18 protein-coding genes are annotated in these 19,148 nt (G+C 47.6%); 9 read left to right on the top strand and 9 right to left on the bottom strand.

Features of this window, described 5'->3' with window-relative positions:
• Positions 1–28 precede the first annotated feature (28 nt).
• From DACE_RS01800 to DACE_RS01775, 6 genes are all read right to left on the bottom strand, one after another.
• Entirely contained in the window at positions 29–556 is a 528-nt protein-coding gene (locus tag DACE_RS01800) for a cytochrome c3 family protein (RefSeq protein ID WP_005997860.1), read from the bottom strand.
• Between the two features lie 179 nt (positions 557–735).
• Positions 736–1,173, bottom strand: a complete 438-nt coding sequence (locus tag DACE_RS01795) for a PAS domain-containing protein (protein WP_005997859.1) — start codon at positions 1,171–1,173, stop codon at positions 736–738.
• A 65-nt stretch (positions 1,174–1,238) separates the two neighbouring features.
• On the bottom strand, positions 1,239–2,144 hold the full coding sequence (locus DACE_RS01790) for a protoglobin domain-containing protein (RefSeq protein WP_005997858.1): 906 nt from the start codon (positions 2,142–2,144) through the stop codon (positions 1,239–1,241).
• 71 nt (positions 2,145–2,215) lie between these two features.
• Positions 2,216–3,394, bottom strand: coding sequence for an FprA family A-type flavoprotein (locus DACE_RS01785; RefSeq protein ID WP_005997857.1), 1,179 nt, complete (start codon positions 3,392–3,394; stop codon positions 2,216–2,218).
• Between the two features lie 120 nt (positions 3,395–3,514).
• Positions 3,515–4,798, bottom strand: a complete 1,284-nt coding sequence (locus tag DACE_RS01780) for a multiheme c-type cytochrome (RefSeq protein ID WP_005997856.1) — start codon at positions 4,796–4,798, stop codon at positions 3,515–3,517.
• A 152-nt stretch (positions 4,799–4,950) separates the two neighbouring features.
• Entirely contained in the window at positions 4,951–5,607 is a 657-nt protein-coding gene (locus DACE_RS01775; protein ID WP_005997855.1) for a TetR/AcrR family transcriptional regulator, read from the bottom strand.
• A 658-nt stretch (positions 5,608–6,265) separates the two neighbouring features.
• Between DACE_RS01775 and DACE_RS01765 the strand changes: the two genes are divergently transcribed.
• From DACE_RS01765 to DACE_RS01740, 6 genes are read left to right on the top strand one after another with little or no spacing between them, the layout of a single operon-like run.
• Complete coding sequence (locus tag DACE_RS01765; protein ID WP_005997854.1) at positions 6,266–6,874, top strand: TetR/AcrR family transcriptional regulator; 609 nt, start codon at positions 6,266–6,268, stop codon at positions 6,872–6,874.
• Positions 6,871–8,022, top strand: coding sequence for an efflux RND transporter periplasmic adaptor subunit (locus DACE_RS01760; RefSeq protein ID WP_005997852.1), 1,152 nt, complete (start codon positions 6,871–6,873; stop codon positions 8,020–8,022). Before DACE_RS01765 ends, DACE_RS01760 begins: the two co-directional genes overlap by 4 nt.
• Entirely contained in the window at positions 8,019–9,224 is a 1,206-nt protein-coding gene (locus tag DACE_RS01755) for an ABC transporter permease (protein WP_005997850.1), read from the top strand. Before DACE_RS01760 ends, DACE_RS01755 begins: the two co-directional genes overlap by 4 nt.
• A gap of 1 nt (position 9,225) precedes the next feature.
• Positions 9,226–9,936 carry an ABC transporter ATP-binding protein gene (locus tag DACE_RS01750; RefSeq protein ID WP_005997848.1) on the top strand — a complete coding sequence of 237 codons (711 nt, stop codon included), beginning with the start codon at positions 9,226–9,228 and terminating at the stop codon, positions 9,934–9,936.
• Positions 9,937–9,960: 24 nt separating this feature from the next.
• Positions 9,961–10,422 (top strand): cytochrome c, encoded by a 462-nt coding sequence (locus tag DACE_RS01745; protein WP_005997846.1) that lies wholly within the window; start codon positions 9,961–9,963, stop codon positions 10,420–10,422.
• Positions 10,412–11,929 carry an efflux transporter outer membrane subunit gene (locus tag DACE_RS01740; RefSeq protein ID WP_040365893.1) on the top strand — a complete coding sequence of 506 codons (1,518 nt, stop codon included), beginning with the start codon at positions 10,412–10,414 and terminating at the stop codon, positions 11,927–11,929. The genes DACE_RS01745 and DACE_RS01740 overlap by 11 nt, the downstream gene beginning before the upstream one ends.
• A 211-nt stretch (positions 11,930–12,140) precedes the next feature.
• Here the strand turns inward: DACE_RS01740 and hcp are convergent, their stop codons facing one another.
• The 3 genes from hcp to DACE_RS01725 all read right to left on the bottom strand — a co-directional run bounded on the left by hcp (position 12,141) and on the right by DACE_RS01725 (position 17,160).
• On the bottom strand, positions 12,141–13,769 hold the full coding sequence (gene hcp / locus DACE_RS01735; RefSeq protein ID WP_005997844.1) for a hydroxylamine reductase: 1,629 nt from the start codon (positions 13,767–13,769) through the stop codon (positions 12,141–12,143).
• 264 nt (positions 13,770–14,033) lie between these two features.
• A complete protein-coding gene (locus tag DACE_RS01730; protein ID WP_005997843.1) occupies positions 14,034–15,572 on the bottom strand; it encodes an ammonia-forming cytochrome c nitrite reductase subunit c552 in 1,539 nt (512 codons plus the stop codon).
• Positions 15,573–15,798: 226 nt separating this feature from the next.
• Positions 15,799–17,160 (bottom strand): sigma-54 interaction domain-containing protein, encoded by a 1,362-nt coding sequence (locus DACE_RS01725; RefSeq protein WP_040365892.1) that lies wholly within the window; start codon positions 17,158–17,160, stop codon positions 15,799–15,801.
• A 369-nt stretch (positions 17,161–17,529) separates the two neighbouring features.
• Here DACE_RS01725 and DACE_RS01720 point away from each other — a divergent pair, with 369 nt between their 5' ends.
• From DACE_RS01720 to DACE_RS01710, 3 genes are read left to right on the top strand one after another with little or no spacing between them, the layout of a single operon-like run.
• Positions 17,530–17,988, top strand: a complete 459-nt coding sequence (locus tag DACE_RS01720) for an HPP family protein (protein ID WP_005997837.1) — start codon at positions 17,530–17,532, stop codon at positions 17,986–17,988.
• Between the two features lie 34 nt (positions 17,989–18,022).
• The gene (locus tag DACE_RS01715; RefSeq protein WP_005997835.1) at positions 18,023–18,475 is read left to right on the top strand and encodes a CGGC domain-containing protein; all 453 of its coding nucleotides are present in this window, start codon (positions 18,023–18,025) and stop codon (positions 18,473–18,475) included.
• Complete coding sequence (locus DACE_RS01710; protein WP_005997833.1) at positions 18,468–19,148, top strand: hypothetical protein; 681 nt, start codon at positions 18,468–18,470, stop codon at positions 19,146–19,148. The genes DACE_RS01715 and DACE_RS01710 overlap by 8 nt, the downstream gene beginning before the upstream one ends.

The following is a 19,148-nucleotide window of genomic DNA, read 5'->3' as shown; positions in this document are numbered from 1 at the left end:
CTCCCTAGAATGGCATCACGCTGTGTTGTTACAATTTTTGACTATAGGAATAGCTGGATTTGGGTTTATGCACTAAATATCTGTGACAGTCGGTACACAATTTTTCGTAACCTTCTCGGGCATAGACGACAGTTCTATGAGCCATCATGGCACCACGCTTATCAGGCATATAGAGCAGGTTTCGATGGCATTTCATGCATTGATCATTGCTGATGTCTGCCCAAGCATGGTGACGATTTTTTTCGCGATCATATTCATCAAGAAACAGATGCGCGACAACATCCTTGACTCCATGATAGGCCTTAGCATAGAAAAAATCGAAAGTGTCATGCGGTGCTGGAAGGTGACAGTCCATGCAATCCGCTACAACGCCCTGAGTGTTAAACCCATGACTGGAGGTTTGCCAGTCCCGGTAGGCAGGTCGTATTTCGTGACACATGGCGCAGAATTGCGGGGTGGATGTGCGTACCATGGTGTAATAACCCATACTCATAAGGGGCACACCAAGAATAACCCCGGTTGCCACCAGCAGTACGGCTTTCATCCATCTTTTCATGCAAACACCTCCTTTCAGTACAAAGTTGCTACCTTTTGCAATTTCGGTGTTGTAACGGGGGCTATTTCGATCCGCTGCACCTCCTTTCACATTTAGGTGTTTGACGACTGAGAAAATTTGTTAAGTTTGCATCATGTCACCAGTTTTCTGATGCCGATATTTTTGGCAATAAACTAAAACTATTCTGGTTGAGCTTTGAGTTGTTTGATCTGATTCTTCAGCTCTTTTTCTTTGTTTTTTTGCTCGCTCGAATCTCTCATGATGGCGGCGACACCTTGCATCACGCCGTTATTATCTTTAATCATAATGATTGAAAAATCGCTGAATAACGCGTGTCCATCCTTGGGTAAGGCTGGAACCGAAAGGAGGTCATCGCAGTACTTGCTTATCCCCTCTGAGATGACTCTGATATAGCCGTCGTTGTGTCGTTGACGAAGTTTCTCCGGGATGATCAGGTCAAGTTGTTTGCCGATGGCCTCCTCTTTGGTGTAGCCAAAAATCATCTCCGCCCCGCGATTCCATAACTGGATATTTCCGGCACGGTCTGCAAACAAAATAGCATCTGGTGCCTGGTCGCAAATCATGGCCTGGATATACTGTTCAATCTTAGCTTCCATTACTATCCTTTCGCTACGTAAGTTAATGGGTCTTTTTATTCAGTTAGACCATCGTGCTGGCAAATTTAGTGCATGTTTTTTTTGTCCTGTCTGCCGATGAGCCAGTAAGCAGCGGCGAGCGCAACGATTACGCCGCCAATAATAATGAGCTCATGAGATTTTTCAGCAGATAAAGAGTATATCAGTACTTTGCGAATAAGCGCGGCCATGGCCAGCATAATAAAGGTGCCGATGTCGAAAATTTTTCCCTGCAGGTGTTTTATTTCTTCATGGATCAACTCTATCGCTGCCCATAAAACCAGCAAACTGCCGAGAATAGTTAGAATTCCTTTTTCTACCCCTATATCCGAATAGAAAAGGAGGTAGATATCGTAACCAAATAGGCTGATAGAAAAAATTGCCACAAATGCCAGAGCTATGGCCAAAAATAGATTTATATAGGAGTTGAACTTTTTTAACCCGATTAGAATTGTTTTTTCAAAACCAGAGAGTGATAAAAACTTACCTAGCTCCTCTTCGCGGTAGGAGCTGGTTAGTACATCGAGGTTCATGTCGATTATTTTTTCTATAGCAGCCAGTTCGGCAATGCGCTTTTTTTTGTCAACTTTTTCGTCGACAGAATTTTTAATTATAAAAGTCCTGGTGAAGGTGAATGCCGAGTTGACATAGTGGGTAGGTAAACCAATCTTCACATGGATTTCGCCTATTTTATACAGATTGGTGAAATAAGTGAGGTCGTAGTCGCCGCAAAATAGATTAAGAAACCACTGCTTAATTTTTACTCGATGGTGCGAAATGATATCTTTGTTTTTTAAGAATTGCGCAGTTTTGCCAAATCCCCAGATGTAGTCATAAAATTCACTGATAAACTTTTCGGCGAGGGCTCCCATGCGCGGTTGCAGCTTGTGTAAAATATCCGCTTCTTCCACGGTAAATTGATAGTCCTCTTTTAAATCGCGATACAACAACATATTGTTTCCTTTTGATATGCCAAGCTGAACATCGGTAACAATCTAATATTTCGGAGAAATCTGTACACAGATTAGACAAAGCCCTGCTCTTTGTGTTTAGCCGCTATCGTTTTCGCCAAAGTCTCAAGGGCGGCAAGATCCTCCTCGGTTGGAAACCCTTTTACCTGTACCGGTTCAATAATTTCGACTTTGAGGTTGGGAACCATTCCAGCCAACACTTCTACTGTTTTACCGCCCCAACCATAGGAGCCGATAATCGATAAATATTTGCTTCGCGGACGTAAGGCGTTGGCTAAAAAGGCGCAGTAAGCGGCGGCGGGATGGGGGCCGGCAAGCACCGTTGGGGTGCCAACAACGATTGTTCCAGCATCGACTAAAGCTATCGCCAGTTTGCCAATGTCGGTAACTGATAAGTTAAACAGCTCGACGCGAACACCCTGCTCAGTAAGCATGGCGGTGAGGTGGTCTACCATTTTTTTAGTGCTTTTGTGCATGGAAACGTAGGGCAAAATGACCACATTTTTCAGTTGTCCATCGACCCAGTCTTTATGGGCATCAATGATAAAAGATGGTCGTTTATGCAGTGGACCGTGGCTGGGAGCGATGATGTCAATTGCATAAGGTGCAAGTTTTTGTAGATGCTTTTTGATGCTATTGCCAAAAGGCATCATGACTTCGGCGTAGTAGCGTTTTGCCGCTTCGTAAACACGCGCTTCATCACTGGCGAATAGCTCAGTCGTCGCAATATGGGAGCCGAAAAAGTCGCAGCTGAAGAGAATCTTATCCTCTTGAAGGTAGGCCACCATGGTTTCTGGCCAATGCACCCATGGGGTATGGATGAACTCCAGCGTTTTATCCCCCAGGCAGAGGATTTCTCCGTCTGCGACAGTGATAATGGCGTCTGCGGCGATATCGAGTATATCCATGAGTATCCCTTTAGCCTTGGGGCTCGTTACTAGTTTGGCTTCGGGATATTTAGCCAGGATTTTAGGAATGCTGCCGGAGTGATCTTGTTCAGCATGCAATGATACTAGATAATCAAGCTTGGTAACATCCTTGAGCTGAGCCTCAAGGTCTGAGAAAAACTCTGACTCTACGCTGTCTATCAGAGCTGTCTTTTTGCTGCCTGCAATAAGGTAAGCATTGTAACTAGTTCCATCTGGCAGGGGGATAAGCTCATCAAAGAGGCGTGCTTCCCAATCGATATACCCCATCCAGTAAATATCGTCTTTAATTTTGCGCGGATTCATAAACCTCTCCTGAGTGCGGTTGTATCACCTGCCCAACTTAATCGACTATTATTGCCTGCCTCTTGAGTGTTGAATATGTGATGGCCGCCCCTGAATGGGGCGGCCTAATTCTTTTGTCATTTACTTCTGCTGGTCAGCACGCAGTTGTTGAGCCAGATGTTTTATCTCACCTAAATCCTGAGTCATCATGTTCCAGCCGTACCAATAGGCATAATCCGGATTGACATGGAAGAAGGCTTGATAAGCGCGCATACGATGCTTGAAATACATCTGCAGAAGAACCTGATCAATGTAGGAAAGCTCATCAAGTTTCTCATTCCAGTTGGCACCGTTGGTATGCATTAATGCGAGAATGAACGGATAATTGTAGGGGTAACCTTCAGGCTTCTTGATAATCCCGTCTTTGTAAAGAGCCGCCACCGTTTCAATTGCATCGGCCATGAGGCGATCCGCTTTTGTCAAAATTGCATCACCCATGTCAAGCTGCTCTTTGGCGTAGGTGCGGGAATGGCATTTAGTGCAGGTATCGAGCATCTTGTTGCGTTCTTTTTCCCATGAAGCTTGATCCAGTCGTGCCATGTCGACAGCCTTGACGGCATCAAAAACGGCTGTCGGTTCACCCGTCTCGGGATGTAAAACGCCGAGGGCTTTGAGGATTGTAACGCGATCAGCTGCGGCCTGTGGGTCTTCCGGCAACGGTAAGCGAACACCGAGGAATCCCCAAGCAGTATGATTTTCATGGGTGCCATCGGGTAAGTGGCAGTCCTGGCATGTTGGTGCCGCTGCCCCTTCAGGAAGATCTCCATCTTTTTTGGCAAAGTAACGCGCACCATGTTTCGAGCTCGACCACATTTCCCACTGTGGATGGTCGTATCCCATGTGACATTGCTGGCAGGCTTTAGGGTTCTGGGCTTCTTTCAGGGAAAAGGCATGACGGGTATGACATTCGTCGCAAGAATTGTTCTGATAGCGATAGCCTTTGGCCAATTGGTCAGCCTTTTGCTCTTCACTCTTGATCCCCATGTTATGACAACCGCCACAGCCGCGGCCCCCTTCAATCAGTTCATCTGGGGCCATGTGAGTTGCCGGAATGGCATTCAATACGGTCCAGCCATAGTTGTGTTTGCCATGTGAGAACGAGGTGAACTGTTCTTCGTGGCACTGTGCACAGACCGCTTCATCGGGCAGTACAGCATTTTTGTAGTCGTCAGCAGAGGTGTGCGCATCTCCATGGCAGGTGTCACAAGTGACGCCGACGTGTGAATGTTGACTTGCTTGCCAGTCGGCAACTTGGCCGGGAGATGTTTTGCTGTGGCAATCAATACAGAGATCTCCAGCAAAAGCTACTCCAGCAGTCATCAACAGAGTGGTACAGATGAGTAAAAACGTTAAACGATTATCCATAGACAGCCTCCTTTGGTTGAAAGTAAACGCTATCTCATCTTTTTAAATATGCAAGATAGCGGCAGAACTTTTTAGACAAGTTGTGAATTTAAGTTCACATAAAATGTAAAAAATTTTATATTGTACTTTGTTTACAAATCCATAGTGTTTCCTTAGGGCCTTGGTTGACCGCTTTGTGAAGTAACCGAAATTGTCTTGGAAAATATCTCCCAAGCTGCTTCAACGTGAGATTCTATGTCAAACTCTCCATCACTCATCTGTTGCAGAAGAATTCCTGGTTGAATGAGGCCAAGATACATGTAGGACAAGACGTCAGGATCCAGTTCAGGACGAATTTTCCCCACTTGTTGTCCATCATAAAAAAGAGTCGCGACTTTTTTTAAGTAGAGTTCAACAGCTTTAAAGAGCCGTAACTTTCTTGTCGATTGAACACCTTCCGAGCCCGTGGCAAACACATAACGAGGAATGCCGCTGCCCTTGAGCACAAGGTTGAGATGAGACTGTAATAACAGGTGCAAACGTTTGAGCGGATCGTCTGTTTCTGCACAAACCCTCCTGACATTGCCTAAAAGGCGGTCTTGAAGTAAGCCGCTAACAGACTCAAGGATTTCTTCTTTGCCGGAGAAATGGCGATAGATCGCAGAAGGAGCAAGTCCGATATCTTCTGCTATAGCCACGATATTTAAAGCTTCCAGTCCATGCAGGCTGATCAACTTTAAAGACGTTTCAGCAATCTGTTCACGTCTGATAGCTGTGGCAAGGCGCTTGGTAAGAGGGGTTGTTTTTTGTGAATCGTTATTCGCAATCATGCCCAAATATTATCTGATCGCACGTTTTTTTCAAGCACGTTTGATTTTTGTTAGCTTCTTGGGATTGACATGTCTAAGTGCAACTACAGTTAACTTTTTGATTGAAAGAAAAGGATTGACGCTATTATCCGTATTTTCTACTTTCCACATGCAGTATCCCAGTAGTCCGCTCCCGCCCTTGAAACGGTGATGATCCGGGATGTTTACTTTTAAGGCCAGCTTTTTTCTGACCTGAGCCCCCATCTTCCTAATTGTCTCAATCGGTAGAATCCTATTAAGGACAACTTCCGTTCATTACAAGAAACATCCTTAAACAGAAAAAAATTACCACCAAAGAATACCTCGACAGTCTTAAAATTTATGTGCTAGAGCCAAACCAACGTTAAATTCCGCACCACTTCAATGGCAACAATATTGTTTTTTTTCACGAGCAAGAGAAGGTGTAAAACACGATAGCAATGGCACTTTTGTCTGCGGAAAGTGGATGCTTCCATGCTATGCAAACATACTTCTAATGGGACGAGCAGCTAGTTTAATAGCCAGGCTGGCGGCGCTGATTGTTTAGTCTATGGCGCTGACCACTTTTATAAATTAGTTGACTAATCGTTTTTGCAGAGCAAAGATAGTAATTGATTACTATCTTTCTTTGGAGGGCTATATGAATTTATCAAGCAAATATCTTCCGGCTGAGGAACGACGGGCGGTGACGGTAGAGGCGGTAATCGAGTTGGCGGGAGAGCAGAATCCGAGCGAAATTACTACGGCTTCCATAGCTAAACGAATGGGGGTGACTCAGGGGGCACTTTTTCGTCATTTTTCAAACAAGGATGCCATCTTACAGGCTGTTATGGAATGGGTGAGCGAACGATTGATGTCACGTATCGAAAAAGCAGTTTATGAAAAGCCCTCTCCTCTTGCCGCACTCGAAAGTATGTTTATGGCGCATGTGGACTTTATAATAGAGCATCCCGGTATTCCTCGTATGTTGTTTGGTGAATTACAACGCTCTGAAGAAACCGTACCCAAACGAATGGTGCATGCACTCATCCGTCGTTATGGGGAGCGTCTCAACCGTTTATTTGAACAAGGAAAGGTCTCTGGTGAATTTGATGTAAGGCTTGATAATGAGGCTGCGGCTACGCTTTTCATCGGAACTATTCAAGGATTGGTCATGCAATCATTGATAGCTGGAGATGTTAGCCATATGCGTCGCGATGCACCGAAAGTTTTTGCAATATATCAACGGGGTATCGGGAGCGTATCATGAAAAGATTGCCTTTCCAAAAACGTACATTGGCCCTTATAGCTGTACTTGTTCCTCTGCTTGCGCTTTTTGTCTATGTGGCCTTGCGTTCGGGGCCACTTGCTCCGGTATCGGTTGTATTGACCACGGTCGAGAACAAGAGCATCTCACCGAAACTATTTGGCATCGGAACCATTGAGGCTCGTTACACCTACAAAATTGGCCCAACGTTTGCGGGGCGGGTCATACGTTTGGACGTACACGTAGGTGAACGTGTCAAGGCCGGGCAAGTGCTTGGCGAAATGGACCCGGTGGATCTTGATGAACGTCTCAGGGCTCAGGATGCCACGTTGAAACGAGCAAACGCTCAATTAAAGGAAGCGCAGGCGCGTAAGGATTATGCGCAGACACAGGCTTTACGCTACGAGCAGTTACTTAAAGTGCGTTCCTCAAGTGAGGAAGTGGTAGCCACTAAACAACAAGATCTGTTGGTTGCGAAAGCAGGGCTGACTGCGGCACGAGAGGAACTATCTCGTGTACGAGCGGAACGAGAGGCGTTAGAGGCGCAGCGCAATAATTTGTCTCTGATTGCGCCAGTTGACAGCTTGGTCGTTTCGCGTGATGCCGATCCGGGAACCACCGTGGTTGCAGGTCAGTCTGTCGTGGAGCTGATCGACCCGAGTACTCTGTGGGTCAATGTCCGTTTCGATCAAATTCGTGCGCGAGGTCTCGCAGCAGGCTTATCAGCCCAGATCACATTACGTTCGCAGGCAGGTGAGCTGCAGGCTGGACGAGTACTGAGAGTCGAACCCCTGGCAGACGCGGTAACGGAGGAAACACTAGCCAAGGTTGTCTTTGATCAAATCCCTGATCCGTTGCCACCTGTCGGTGAATTGGCCGAAATCACGATTACCTTACCGACTCTTGCGGCAACACCGGTTGTCCCAAATGCCGCTATCCATCATATAGGTAGCAAATTGGGCGTGTGGCAGGTCACTAATGGCGATCTTCACTTTACAGCAGTTTCACTGGGGATTGCCGATTTGGAGGGTCGTGTTCAAATACGAGAAGGGCTCAAGGTTGGTGACCAAGTTGTGGCCTACAGCGAAAACGCCCTGAATGAGCATAGCCGAATTCACGTCGTTGACCATATCCCCGGGGTGACGCAATGATCAGCTTGGCAGGACGCGACATCTTGCACTCCTGGGGTAAGTTTGTCTTTACCGGTATAGGTCTTGGGCTACTCATTGGCATCACACTGTCTATGGCAGGAATTTATCGTGGCATGGTGGATGATGCCAAAGTGTTGCTCGACAATAGCGGTGCTGATCTCTGGGTTGTACAGAAGGACACTCTTGGTCCTTACGCTGAGTCATCAAGTCTCTACGATGATATCTGGCGAGGGATGCAAGGCATGCCGGGAGTGGAGCGGGCAGCGAACATCACTTATCTCACCATGCAGGTGAGCAAACAAGATGGTGACGTACGTGCCATGGTCACTGGCGTCACTTCTGGAGAACCTGGGACACCCGGGTGGCCGCCCTATCTAGTCGCGGGTCGCCAGATTACTCGGAGCCATTACGAGGCCGTCGCCGACATCGCTTCCGGATTTAAACTTGGCGACCGTATCCAGATCCGCCGCAATCACTATACTATAGTCGGCCTGACCAGAAGGATGGTCTCTTCCAATGGCGACCCAATGGTGTTCATTCCTCTTAAAGATGCCCAGGAAGCACAGTTTCTCAAGGATAATGACGCCATCCGAGAGCAGCGTCGACGCACGGCCGAAAACCCTGCTTTCAACCGGCCCGGAGTGCCAGGTTTGCTCGATGCGGTTATTGCTTCGCAAGGCACCAACCCATATGTCAATGCGGTTTTGGTGCGGGTTGAACCAGGTCATGCCCCGGAAGAAGTCGCTGAGTCGATCCGCCGCTGGAAGCGCTTAACCGTCTATACCCGCAGCCAGATGGAGGAGATTTTGGTTGGTAAGCTGATCGCGACCTCCGCCAGACAGATCTTCATGTTTCTGGTGATCCTTTCGATTGTCAGCTCCGCCATTGTGGCCTTCATCATCTACACCCTGACACTCGGGAAAATTCGTGAAATTGCTGTCTTGAAACTGATCGGCACTAAAAATCGCACCATTGTCGGTTTGATCATGCAACAGTCCATCGCTTTAGGTTTGATCGGCTTTGTGGTGGGTAAGATTTCGGCAACGTTATTGATGGCGCCAATCTTTCCCAAATATGTGCTGCTGCAACCACTCGACTCCGTTATGGGTTTTATCGCCGTGGTTATGATCTGCGTACTGTCGAGCATTATCGCCATTCGTGCCGCGCTCAGAGTCGATCCGGCCGAAGCCATAGGGGGCTGACATGACTGCTAAAGGTATTCGTATCCAGGGGTTAAAAAAACGTTATGGAAGTGGCGATACCGCCGTTGATGCCCTAAAGACCGTCGACATGCACGTTGCGCCGGGCGAGGTCGTTGGACTGATAGGTCCTTCTGGATCTGGCAAAACCACGCTCCTTAAATGTTTGGGAGCGGTGATCGAGCCGACCGCCGGAAAAATGATACTCGGAGATGACGTCATATATGATGACGGCTGGAAGGTCAAAGATCTTCGTGCCTTGCGGCGGGACCGGATAGGCTTTGTATTCCAAGCACCTTATCTGATTCCTTTCCTCGATGTCACCGACAACGTAGCCCTTCTGCCCATGTTGGCGGGAATGCCAAATGCCGAGGCGCGTAAACGGGCAATAGGATTGTTTAAAGCGCTTGATGTGGAGCATCGCGCCAAGGCCATGCCATCTCAACTCTCTGGTGGAGAACAGCAACGAGTGGCTATTGCACGTGGCTTGGTGAATCGTCCCCCGGTAATACTGGCCGATGAACCGACCGCTCCGCTTGATAGTGAGCGCGCCCTGGCCGTAATCCGGATCTTGAACGATATGGCCAAAAAATTCGAGACCGCCATTATTGTCGTCACCCACGATGAAAAAATCATTCCCACCTTCAAACGCATATATCACATCCGTGACGGGGTAACCTATGAAGAAGAAGGCGAAGGACGTGGTTTCGAATGAGATCAATACAGAAAGGTATTCAAAATGACAAAAGACGTCTGGCTTAAACGAGTCGCATTGGTTGTACTCATGACTATTTTAACCGCAATCAGTTCTGCAACGTGGGCCGAAGAGAACGATAGTGCAGTCAAAGCGCTCTCGCTGAGAAATATCATGCAGGAATTGAGCAATAGCATGCAGATAGTGATTGATGCCATTTACAGAGAGGACTGGGAACAGGTGGCGGGAACTGCGCCTCAGATTGCCAATCATCCACAGCCGCCGATAGCAGAGAAGATGCGCATTTTAGGTTTTGCAGGTTCCAATGTGAGCAACTTCAAAAGTTTTGACAAGCAGACACATCAAGCCGCAAAGGAATTAGAAGAAATCGCCATGAGAAAAGACGGTAAAGGGGTGATAGCACAGTTCGCAACACTCCAAAAAAGTTGTCTCGCTTGTCACCAGAGTTTTAGAAAAACCTTCAAGGAGCATTTTTATGGGAAATAATAATATGGTTGTTCATTATGCTCTGATAGGAATGTGTCTTCTGACGTTGACAGGATGTGCTGTTGGGCCTGACTTCCAGCGCCCGGCACCCCCTGATGTGATTGGTTATACTCCCACCCCGCTGGCTACAAGTTTGAATTCCTCCCCCACCACGCTGGGTGATCCACAAAACATTATTAAGGCAGAACGACTAACAAAACATTGGTGGCGAGCGATGGGTGCCGACAAACTAGACATGCTCATCAGCGAGGCCCTGGAACGTAATCCAACCCTGATGGCGGCAGAGGCTAATTTGCGTCAGGCTCAGGAACTTTACGCGGCGAGGGCTGGTTCGACGCTTTATCCACAATTAGAGGGCAACTTGGGTGGCCAGCGCCAACGCTTCAATCCTGGAACATTAGGACAAACCGGAGAAGCACGGGAATTCAGTCTCTACAACGCTGGCGTGGGTGTTCGCTATACATTTGATCTGGCCGGGGGAAATCGTAGGGCGTTGGAAGCTCTGGCTGCCCGGAGCGATTATCAGCAGTTTCAATTGGAAGGTGCTCGTTTGACATTGGTGGCAAATATCGTCACAACGGCCATCACTCAGGCAAGCCTGAAAAGGCAGACTGAAATTATAGAAAACATCTTGAAGTCGCAGGAAAACCAACTCGAACTAACCCGGGAACGCATTCGTCTTGGTCATGGAGAACCGGACGATGCGTTAGCCCTGCAGACACAGTTGGAGCAAACGCGCGCCAAACTGCCGCCGTTACGTTATCAACTTCAACAAAACGAACATTTTTTGGCCGTTCTTGTGGGTAAAGCTCCAGGAGAGAGTTTGTTGCCGTCGTTTACCTTGGAGGATTTCACCTTGCCGCCGGAGTTGCCATTGTTAATCCCCTCTGAACTGGTGCGTGCAAGGCCGGATATTCTCGGTGCTGAAGCGTTGCTGCATGCCTCTAATGCAGAATACGGGGTCGCAATATCGAAACTATATCCCCAACTCAACCTTAGTGCCGATCTTGGATCGCAGGCACTGACGACCGGTGCGTTGTTCGGCGGCGGTTCTGCTGTTTGGAGTCTGGTGGGGCAGCTGACACAACCCCTGTTCAATCCAGGCTTGCCCGCTGAAAAGAGAGCAGCTCTCGCCGCTTTCGATGCGGCTGCGGCAAACTACCAATCCGTTGTTCTGGAAGCTCTTCGCAACGTAGCTGATGTACTGAGGGCATTGGAGAATGATTCAAAAAGGCTGGAGGCTCTTTCTGTCGCTGATTCCGCTTCAGGGAAGTCCCTAGAGTCGACACAGCGCCGGTATAAGCTTGGAACTGTAAGCTATTACGATTTGCTTATCGCACAGCAGCAACGGCTTCAAACTGAGCTCGATTTGACTAAAGTCCAGGCAAAACGATTGGTTAACACTGTTGTTTTTTGCCAAGCAATGGGTGGCGGATTAAATGGCATTACCGAATACACAGGACGGGTGGCGGAGGATCAAAGCGCCGAGTCGGTCGCCTCGCGATAGTTTAGAGGACCTACTGCTATCTCACGGAATGAAAAGCAGGTCTGAGAAGATAACTGGAAGGCTATACATTCTGTCTTTTTATAACGATATTTAGTTCGTTGTGGGTTGTTTCTAAAAAATAATCCAATGGGTGCTACCAATATCTTGATTAAGCGGGCAACCTAGGCTGCCCGCTTAATCAAGATTTATGTTAACTATGTTCGCTTAAGTTTCATTTTCCAGCCATGATCGCGGCGACATCGGTTTTAACTTCACCGATCGGCTTGATATCAAAATTTTCGACCAACACCTTGGCGACATTGGGCGACAGGAATGCTGGCAATGTCGGTCCGAGGCGGATGTGTTTCACACCGAGATGAAGCAGCGCCAGCAACACGACGACGGCTTTTTGTTCATACCAGGCGATGTCATAGGAAATGGGCAGGTCATTGATGTCGTCGAGTTCGAAGACCTCTTTAAGCTTCAGTGCGATGTAGGCCAGAGAGTATGAGTCATTGCACTGACCGGCATCAAGCACACGGGGAATGCCGCCAATATCCCCGAGATCAAGCTTGTTGTAACGGTATTTTGCACACCCGGCGGTTAGGATAACCGCGTCTTGTGGTAGCTCTTGGGCAACTTCGGTAAAATAGCTGCGGCTGGTATGGCGACCATCACATCCCGCCATGACGACAAAACGCTTGATGGCTCCCGATTTAACCGCGTCAACAACTTTGTCTGCCAGAGCCATGACCTGGGCGTGAGCAAACCCTCCGACAATTTCCCCGGTTTCAATCTCCACCGGAGCCGGACAGCTTTTCGCTTTCTCGATGATCTCGGAGAAATCTTTGTTGCCACCATCAGGGCGTTCCGCGATATGGGTGACTCCAGGCCAGCCGGCCATGCCGGTGGTGTAGATCCGGTCTCGGTAGGCGTCCTTGACCGGAGTGATGCAGTTGGTTGTCATCAGAATCGGTCCGTTGAAAGAAGTGAACTCCTTGTCCTGCTGCCACCAGGCATTGCCATAGTTACCGACAAAGTGATCGTATTTCTTGAATTCTGGATAGTAGTTTGCCGGCAGCATCTCACTGTGCGTATAGACATCAACGCCGGTACCTTCGGTCTGCTTAAGCAGCTCTTCCATGTCTTTAAGGTCGTGGCCGGAAATGAGAATGCCGGGGTTGTTGCGCACCCCGATATTGACCTTGGTGATCTCCGGATTGCCATAGGTTGACGTGTTGGCTTCGTCCAGTAAGGCCATGGCTGTCACGGCTACTTCTCCGCATTTAAGAACCTGGCCAATCATTTCTTCGACACTTAGCTCGCGTGTTGTGCCGGCCAGTGCTGAAATCATGAATTCATAAATATCGTTATTCTGGAAACCCAACATCGCCGCATGATCCGTGTAGGCGGCCATGCCCTTCAGGCCGTAAATAAGTAATTCACGTAATGAGCGCACGTCTTCGTTTGGCTGTGACAAAACACCGACCTGGGCGGCTTTGGCAGTGTACTCGGATTCAACACCGCTCCAGTTGACAACGTCTTCATTACTATTGAAGCCAGTGGACAGCTTCAGGGTGTCACGTTTGGCAATAGTGGTCTTGATGAGTTCTTTAATCCGTTGGTTGTCAAAGTTGGCGTTGGTAATGGTGGCGAACAGGGCTTGGCAGATGAACAAGCCGATGGACTCGTCCAGTTTGTTCTGTGATTTTGCCTCTTCAGCGACAACGGCCAAACCCTTCAAGTTGTAGACTAATAGGTCCTGCAGTCCTGCGGTGTCCTCTTTTTTTCCGCAGACGCCGGCGATGGTGCAACCGGTTCCTTTCGCGGCTTCCTGACATTGAAAACAAAACATACTCATGTGATTCTCTCCTGGTTTGATTGAGTGTTAAGGATACGTTTTGTTGTTACGTGTTATCCTTCATCGGCGTTTCTTGAGGCCACTATGACGCAAATAGAAAAAGAAGAAATTGATACAAATCAAAAAAATTACATATGGATGATGGCGGACAGTTTATTCAAGCTCTCCCCAAAGAATCTTATATCCAAACCTAATCGTGTCAATTCGTGAGGTATCCCCAACGACGTGGGGATACCTTTTCTAAAATTAGGTGTCTTAGTTTTTTTACTGTGGCAATGCAGCGTTCGCAGACGGATGTGTTATTTGATGGGGCTCTTCCGACAGGCTATCGGGATAATGAGGTGTCTGTGGCAGTACAATTTCCATGTCGGGGTTGAAGTTCAGTTTCTTATTTCCACGGTTATACAGGTACTGGTCCAACTCCAAATCAACAATCTCTGGAATCGTTATTCCTGATGTGATGATGGCCTCACGGAGTAAGCGTTCTGCAGTATTTGTGTACTTTTCGGTATCGTTCAGGATGCGAGTAGCTTCCGCCGGGTTGTGAAATCCGGTGGAGTTTTCATTTTGGATAAACATCAAGCGGTAAAAAGCCTGTTCATAGGCCTCTTTTGCCTGCTGATAGAAAGAAGTGGTGGTAATGGTTCCTGCTGCGGAGCTGTGATGAGCCAGCTCAAAAAGCTTTGCCACCCCAGCCAGGGCGTAGCCTGTGTTGATCATTGCCGTTGCCGTGTTGTCCTGAATGGCAAAAACCATCTCCCGCAGGCTATTGGGGTCTTCAGTGTGACAGGCCGCACAAGCTGTTAGGTCGTTTTTTAACGGACTCATGATCCGATGGTCGGAAATTGTTTGGTCCGCTGCACCTGTACTCGGCATGTGGCAGTCTGCACAGGATAAACCCGCTTGCCAGTGTGGACTGTCTTTGGAGAAAAATTCAAACTCCGGGTGACGCACAAAGCCGAGTTTGAATCCCGTCACGCTTTGTGTCCACTCTTTATAGGTGGGATCGGATTTGATCGTGGCAATAATGTTTTCAACACTGATGTTTCCCCACTGGCTCCCGGACCATGGGAAAAGAACATCTGTTGTCTTCATTTGCGCATTTTTCGGCATGGTGTAGGTGACGTGACACTGTGCACACACTAGAGTCCGTTTATCCTGATTGGATAAATCGGATGGTTGCTTTCCAATCTGGGGCAGGGCTTTGCCCAGAGTAAAACCGCGAGAGATTTTGAGAGACAGATCGTCCGTGTTATGACAATCAACACAAGTCACTCCCAATAATTGGTCTTGAGCCGGGATATCATCACGTAATTCAGCATACGATTTTTTGAAGTAGTCCTCACCCAATTCAGTCTGCAAATCTTGGGCATATGGTGTTTTACAGCTTAAACACGAGCCTCCTGCTTTGAGACGGGTTGGCTCAATATCCACTTGGTCTTCAATCATGTACACATGCCCACGTGGTTCGGTAAATTCAGCTCCGTACCCCCAGCCATTCAGTAACAAAGCCAAGTAGGGGTACTCATCAATTTTGCTGTAAAGGATGCCGTCTGTGTCATAGCCACGCTTATATTTACTTTTGTCCGCAGGCGTTGGCTCGGCTGTCGCTTTCCAAGACTCATATTGTGCTGGGTAGGTTTTCCCAAGCTCAATAGTTGTTAGGCCTTTTGTTGGAATTCCACGAGCATTATGGGCTGACGTTATTGTGTTGCCATTCACAGCAATCATGATGGCAGAGAGCAGAAACAAAAGGAATAGCGATACGCGTAATCTGGCACTGAAAAAATGTTTCTTAGGCATGCTTCCGGACCTTTCTTGATGGGCAAGGGTGACAGCAAACGTGGTGGTTCTCTCCACGTGCAGCTTGATTCTGTTGTCGGTCCCTCTGGCATAGGGCGTGCCAAAACTAAGGTCGGTAAGGAATGTTGTTGAAAATTAAACGTTTTTTTTCTTGCGGTTGAGGAAAGGTTGAGTCTGTTGCTGGTTGTGGAATGTTACGATAACGTAACGTGGTGGGTGGAGATCGTTACGTTTCTTGCCATTTTTTCAGTTTTTCCCACAATGTTTTTCGCGATATTTTTAACAGCTTTGCCGCCTCATTTTTTCTGCCGTTCGCTCGGCGTATAGCGTCGCTAACGATCTGCTGTTCTAGGTGTTGCATAGTCACTGTCAGTCCCTCGTCCATAAGGGCTGCCCCCTGTGAAACAGTGGCGGCGGTCCGCGTGATTTCATCCGGTAAATCTTCAGGAGCGAGGTCGCCATCCTGACAAAGCGCTACTGCGCGTTCTAAAACATTTTCAAGTTCACGGATGTTGCCAGGGAAAGGGTAGCGCAAAAGTGCCTGGATGGTTTCTTTACGCATCTTTTTCAGGGGTTTATGCATCGCGGTGGAGAATTTAGCGAGAAAAAGATTGGCTAGCGGCAAAATATCTTCACGTCGTTCCCGAAGCGGTGGTAGTTGAACCGGTATGACATTGAGTCGGAAAAACAAATCCTCTCTGAAATGGCCTTTTTCCATCTCTTCACGCAAATCTCTGTTGGTGGCCGCAACAATACGAACATTGATACGGATCTCTTTTTCTCCCCCGATCCGTTGCACCTTCTTTTCTTGTAACACCCGCAGTAGTTTTGTTTGGGCGGACAAGGACATTTCGCCAATTTCATCCAGAAAGAGGGTGCCACCATCGGCTTGTTCAAATTTACCAGAACGCGCCTGACCTGCTCCAGTAAACGAGCCTTTTTCATAGCCGAAGAGTTCTGCCTCAAGGAGGTTCTCTGGAAGCGCGGCACAGTTGATGTTAATCATGGGTCCGTTTTTTCTGGTGCTTAATTCATGTAACGCCCGGGCAACCAGTTCTTTGCCGGTACCACTTTCGCCGGTAATTAACATGGTAGAATCAAGTTTGGCTGTCGCCAAAATGGTCTTGAAGACGGTTTTCATTGCAGCGCTTTTGCCCATCATTCCGGCAAGGCCCTCTCCGGCCAGAAGCTGGCGACGTAATTTCTCGTTTTCATCTTTTAGTTGGCTTTTTTCAGTGACATCTCGGCTGACCATCAAAGTGCCGGTATAAACTCCAGAGCTATTACGGATTGGGTAGTAGGTATTTTCAAAGAATTTTTTTTTCACTCGAATCGTACGCGTGGAATGATTAAGTTCGCCTTTCTTCAACTTGATTAACAATTGGGATAGGGGCGCTCTGGCTCGCGGGGTGTGCATATCCAAAAGTTGTCGACCAAGAAATTTGTGCGCGCGGATACCGCGGATCTTTTCGGCTGCGGCATTGATGAAGCGGATCGTGTCATCCTGATCAGCAAAAACCAGCCCCTCTCCCATGCTTGCTAAAATGGTCTGAAAAACAGAAATATCCATCATCTCAAAAGAGTCCAAAGAATCCTCCGCAAAATTTTCTTATAAAGGTTACGGATTCGTAACATTTTAGGCATCGTGACATATCTATGTGATTGAGATCAAGCTTTTATATAATACGTAGATATTTTTTCTTTCTTTGCAAGTTGCCGTATTCATGAGGGAAATTGTAGGAAGTTTTAAATTCCTGCAGAGGTGAACTGTTTCTTTACAGATCGGTATGGTTGTCGCAATGGAGCTAAACGCACGCGCAAACACTTCACTGTGAAAGGAACAACCGTGACGAAAAGACATAACGCAATTTTGATGAAACGCCACATGCTGGTACCGAATTGCTTGAAGCGTCTTCCTAAGCGTTACCATGCGCCTCTGGTGGGGCCACGCTCTTCGATGACATTTCACGATTCATTGTGGAGCTTCCTTAGTGGGACGTTCGGTATTTTGGTCATTTTTGGGCTTACCGAGCTGTTGGATTTTCCGTTGCTGATTGGTTCCTTTGGAGCTTCTGCTGTTCTTTTATTCGGCGCTGCAGACTCACCTTTGGCGCAACCGCGTAACGTGATTGCCGGACATGTTGTTTCCGCTGTGGTTGCCGTCTGTGTGGTAGCGCTTTTGGGTACCGGCCAACTTGCCATTGCCGTGGCCGTTGGGCTAGCTATTTTTGTCATGAACGTAACCCACACAACGCATCCTCCGGGAGGTGCCACGGCTTTGATCGGTGTGCAAGGAGGCGCAGGGCCGGAATATATTGTTATTCCCGTGCTCCTCGGAGCGTTAATCCTGCTGTTGACGGCTCTCATAACAAACAATCTGGTTTATCACCGGAAATATCCGAAACACTGGTTTTGAAAATTTGTCACGAAGATAAAGGAAAAGAGAAAAAATGACCGAGATCAAGGAAAAGACATATCTGGTGATTGTACAGTGCCACATCGTTCAAGAGCGTTGTTCAGGTTTTCATTGCGAAAAGGCTCTGCATGATCGAACCGGTAGTTTTGCCGTATATCCCGAAACCATAAATTTTCGCAGTCTCTCATTGACGTGTGGCGGCTGCTGCGGCCGAGCACTTCATCGAAAACTGACGAACTTGATACGTCAGGCACAAAAGCGTGACGGGATCAGTAAAGAGGACATTGTTGTGCATCTTTCTTCTTGTATCACTAAAGACAATTATCATGCGCCAACATGCCCCCATCTCGATTACCTGAAAACTCTGATCGGCAAGCTTGGGCTTGATCTGGTCGAAGATACCTGGATCAGTAAAACGGCTGAAAAGAGGCGCCAGGAAGGCCTTTACCGTAACAATCAATGCATGAAGGAGACGCCCCATGGTTAAAAGAGGCCTTTTTTGTCTTTTAATGGTTTTGCTTTTCCCTTTTTCAGTAACAGCCATACCAACGATTACATGTCATTGCTTTCAGGACATGAGCTATAACCCTGATCAACCGGCCGCCGCTGATGAGTATTATTTGGCGTCAGTGCAAAATTCCTTTTTTGCCGCAGTGTTTAATACGGACAGAAAGTCGGTTGTAAAACAGAAAAGAAATGGAGTGTCCTCCGATGATCTTTGGATTGCTTCTTGGATTGGAAAGATAGCTGATATCCCAGCGCAACGTCTTTTAGCTCAAAAAAGGGCGCAGGGAGAATGGAGCGCCATTCTGAGCTCTTTATCACCAACAATTAAAACACAACGAAATTCCCTGGCTCAGGCTTTGAAAGCCTGTGTCTCAAAAGAATTTATGGCCCAAGCTGTTGTTGAGGATGTTTTTGTTCATTATTCCATCCTCGACCAGAGGGCTTTGCGAGACCTTCGGAACGCGGGTGCTTCCAATCAGGAGCTGGTTATAGCGACCTTGCTCTCGAAAAAGACTGGTGAAATTCCACAAAGCATCTATCTGAATGTGAAAAACGGCATGAAAACCTGGGGTGAATACATCAGCTTGACACAGCTGTCAATGGACGCCTTGAGAGATGAGTTTTTCAGCATGTTGAACGGCGCTCAAGGTTAA

Origin of the sequence: Desulfuromonas acetoxidans DSM 684, from assembly GCF_000167355.1 — a bacterium.
Lineage (GTDB): Bacteria > Desulfobacterota > Desulfuromonadia > Desulfuromonadales > Desulfuromonadaceae > Desulfuromonas > Desulfuromonas acetoxidans.
The sequence above is the reverse complement of the archived record's forward strand: the minus strand, read 5'-3'. Positions and strand labels throughout refer to the sequence as shown.